Origin of the sequence: Nocardiopsis lucentensis DSM 44048, assembly GCF_000341125.1 — a bacterium.
In the GTDB taxonomy this organism is placed as follows: Bacteria; Actinomycetota; Actinomycetes; order Streptosporangiales; family Streptosporangiaceae; genus Nocardiopsis; species Nocardiopsis lucentensis.
In genome coordinates, this window is record NZ_ANBC01000815.1 from 1 (window position 1) to 3,404 (window position 3,404).

4 protein-coding genes are annotated in these 3,404 nt (G+C 72.1%); 2 read left to right on the forward strand and 2 right to left on the reverse strand.

Annotation, left to right across the window (positions count from 1 at the left end; translation table 11 throughout):
* Positions 1 to 560, reverse strand: a 560-nt coding sequence (locus D471_RS0128400; RefSeq protein WP_017601755.1) for a glycoside hydrolase family 10 protein, incomplete at its 3' end; no start/stop codon positions are given.
* A 185-nt stretch (positions 561 to 745) separates the two neighbouring features.
* Entirely contained in the window at positions 746 to 1,381 is a 636-nt protein-coding gene (locus tag D471_RS0128405; protein WP_017601756.1) for a TetR/AcrR family transcriptional regulator, read from the reverse strand.
* Positions 1,382 to 1,533: 152 nt separating this feature from the next.
* Between D471_RS0128405 and D471_RS0128410 the strand changes: the two genes are divergently transcribed.
* Both D471_RS0128410 and D471_RS0128415 read left to right on the forward strand, forming a co-directional pair.
* The gene (locus tag D471_RS0128410) at positions 1,534 to 2,181 is read left to right on the forward strand and encodes a DUF5701 family protein (RefSeq protein ID WP_017601757.1); all 648 of its coding nucleotides are present in this window, start codon (positions 1,534 to 1,536) and stop codon (positions 2,179 to 2,181) included.
* Positions 2,182 to 2,355: 174 nt separating this feature from the next.
* The coding region (locus D471_RS0128415; RefSeq protein ID WP_017601758.1) for a UDP-N-acetylglucosamine--N-acetylmuramyl-(pentapeptide) pyrophosphoryl-undecaprenol N-acetylglucosamine transferase at positions 2,356 to 3,404 on the forward strand (1,049 nt) is incomplete at its 3' end.

The following is a 3,404-nucleotide window of genomic DNA, read 5'->3' on the forward strand; positions in this document are numbered from 1 at the left end:
GGGTGGTTCTCGACCAGTCGGTCCGGGTCGTCGTGCATGGCCACGCGGTAGGGGTTGAACCACCCGTGGAACTCCAGGTTGCGGGCGTGGGCCTCCTCGACCGCGAACTCCAGGGGGTCGTAGCCGGGGTCCCGGCCCTGTTCGCCGGTGAGCCACTCCGACCACGGCTCGTACGGGGAGGGCCAGAAGGCGTCGGCGGTGGGGCGGATCTGCACGAACACGGCGTTGAGTCCGTTGGACCGGGCCTCGTCGTAGAGGCCGACGAGTTCCGCCCGCTGCTCCTCGGCGCTGAGCCCCCGCTCGCTGGGCCAGTCGATGTTGACCACGCTCGCGATCCATTCGGCGCGCATCTCGCGCTTGGGCGGAGCGAGCGGATCGGGCGCGCACTCCGTGGGTCCGTGTCGGTGCCCGTACTCCGGATCGGCCGCGGCGGGGGGCGCGTGGAGCGGTAGGGCGGCGAGCGCGGCGGCGAGTGCGCCGCTCAGGAGCGCGGTGTGGGGGCCGCGGATCCGTGCCGCGGTGACCCCGGGGGCGGGTCGGTTCCGTTTCGGTCGCGTCAACGTGGCTCCTTCCGGCTTCCTCCCTGGAAGCTGTGCGTGGGCCAGACACCGAGTGGGATCTCATCGTAGCTTTTCGGACACGTTCGGTGACGAGTCCCGGAGGTTCTGTGGAAAACCTTCACGATCTACGCGGAAAGCGCAAGAGACCTTCGCCCGGGAGGTCGTGGTGCGGCGGGCGGGGCGGCTCAACGCACGGCGTAGTCCCCGAGGGAGCCCTCCATGAGGGTGAAGGCCCGTTCGGCGGAGGCGGCCACGGTCTCGGCGATGCGCGTGTCGTCCCACCCCTGGAGGGTCAGTTCCTGCACCCGGCGGAACAGGATCCGGTCCGCGGCGGCCAGTTGGGCGGCCGCGACGCGGGGGGCGAGGTCGTCGGGGCCGGTTCCGGTCTCGGCCGCCAGCGCCTCGGCGAGCGCGGCCTCGCGTTGGTCGTGCAGGTCGCGCAGTCGGGCCACCAGCGTGGGGCTGTCGGTGACCATGCGGGCGAACTCCGGCCCGGAGAACCCGATCACCGGGTCGTGGCCCCGGATCCCGGCGAGGAGCCCCCGCCGCAGGGAGGCCAGGGCCGACTCCCCCTCCTCGCGCAGTGCGACCAGGAGGGCGAGGCCCCGGACGAACTCCTCCTGACGGTCGAAGGCCATGTCCTCCTTGCGCGCGAAGTAGTTCGTGACCGTCTTCTTGGCGACCCGGGCGGCCGCGGCGATGTCGGCGATCGTCGTCTGCTCGAACCCGTTGGCCATGAACAGCCTGGTGGCGTGGTCGGAGATGAGTCGCCTGGTCTCCTGCTTCTTGGACTCCCGGAGCCCTGTGGGTTCGTTGCTCATGGGGGAATCTTACACTCGACATAAATTTATGTTTGACAGATTATGAGTCCAAGAGTAAGTTTATGTCCGTCGTAAAATTTCCCTCGTCGGGAGGTCCTCCGCTGTCCGCGACCACGCGCCGTCCGTCCCATCCCGACCAGAAGGGCCAGAGCATGACCGAGTTCGACGCCGGAGCAGAGTTCGACCGGCAGACCGCCACCCTGGTCGACCTGGGCTACCCCGCCCGGGCGGGGATGGCCGAGGACGCGTTCCGCGCGCTCCTCGCGCCGCTGCGCGAGGCCGTCCTCGCCCGTGCGGCGGCGATGGCTCCGCCGGCCGAGGGCCGGATCCCGTTCCTGGTGGTGGTCACCAGGGAACTGGTGCCCCTGGAGGAGTCGGTGCCGCTGACCACGCTCGCAGGGAGGACCCGGCCCGGGTTCATCGACCACTCCTACGCCCCGGGGGAGCTGGAGAGGTTCGTCTCGACCGACGACCTGGGCCTGCCCGAGGGGCGGGCGTACGTGGTGTTCGACGTCGACCGGGGAGAGGAGTTCTGCGGCGCCGTCCCGCTGGACGCCCTGACCACCATCGCCGGGCGCGACCGCACCCCTCTCACCATCGAGGAGGGCGTCGCGATCGTGACGCAGTACCCGGAGGCCCTGGCCAAGAACACGTGCTTCTCCCTGGGCGGAACCCGCATGGGCGACCGGCGGGTCCCGGCGCTGTGGATCAGTAAGGTCGCGCCCAAACTCGGGTGGTGCTGGGAGCGCAACCCGCACACCTGGCTGGGCATGGCCTCGGCCGGGTGCCGGGTCGGCTGAGCGCCGGGGCGGCCATGGCGCCCGGGGTCGCCCTCCACGTGTGCGCCGGGTCCGGCGGGCGGCTACCGTGCTTGTCGACCCCGGCGGGACCCGACCGGACCGACGGGGCCTCCCCTTCGACCGACGAGACCCCGGCCCGCGCGCTCCCGAGACCGGGCAGAGAACAGGACACCCGTGAACCACAGCCGAACCCAGGAACTGCGTCTGATCGTGACCGGCGGGGGAACGGGCGGGCACACCTATCCCGCCCTGACGGCCGTCAACACCCTGCGAGAGCGGCTGGAGGCCGAGGGCGGATCCCTGAACGTCCTGTGGGTGGGTGCCGCGGACAGCCTGGAGGCGCGCGTGGCGGCGGCCAACGGGATCGCGTTCGAGTCGGTGGAGGTCGGCAAGATCCGCCGCGCGGCCAACCCGCTGCGGATGCTCTCCAGGGAGAACCTCCGCGACATGGCCAACGTGCCGCGCGGCGTGGTCCAGGCGCGTCGGCTCATCACGGACTTCGCCCCGAACGTCGTGCTGGCCACCGGCGGTTACGTCGCGGTCCCCGTCGGTCTGGGCGCGGCGATGTGCCGTCGTCCGCTGGTGGTCCACGAACAGACCGTGCGCCTCGGTCTGGCGAACAAGGTGCTCGCGCGGCGGGCCGCCCGGGTGGCGGTGTCCTCGCCGTCGAGCACGGAGCTGCTGCCCGACGAGGTGCGCGACCGCGCGGTCATCACGGGTAACCCGGTCCGGCCGGAGGTGTTGCGCGGCCAGGCGGGCCGGGCGGCCGAGGCGCTCGGGTTCGACGGCCACGACCCGTCGCTGCCCACCGTCTACGTGACCGGAGGGGCCCAGGGGTCGGTCCAGATCAACGGGACCGTCCGGGACCTGCTGCCGTGGCTGCTCACCCGCGCCAACGTCGTGCACCAGTGCGGCGCCGCCAACCTGGAGGCCCTGCGCGACGCGTCGCGGGGGCTGGCCCCCGAACTGCGCGGCCGCTACCACGTGACCGACTTCGTCGGCCCGGAGCTGCCCGACCTGCTGGCACTGGCCGACGTGGTGATCTCGCGCAGCGGCGCGGGAACGATCGCGGAGCTGACCGCGCTCGGCAAGGCCGCCGCGCTGATCCCGCTGGCCACCTCCGCGGGTGACGAGCAGCGGCACAACGCCCGCCACCTCCAGGAGTCGGGTGCGGCGGTCGCCCTGCTCGACGAGGTCGACGCCGAGCGGCTCCGGCAGGCGGT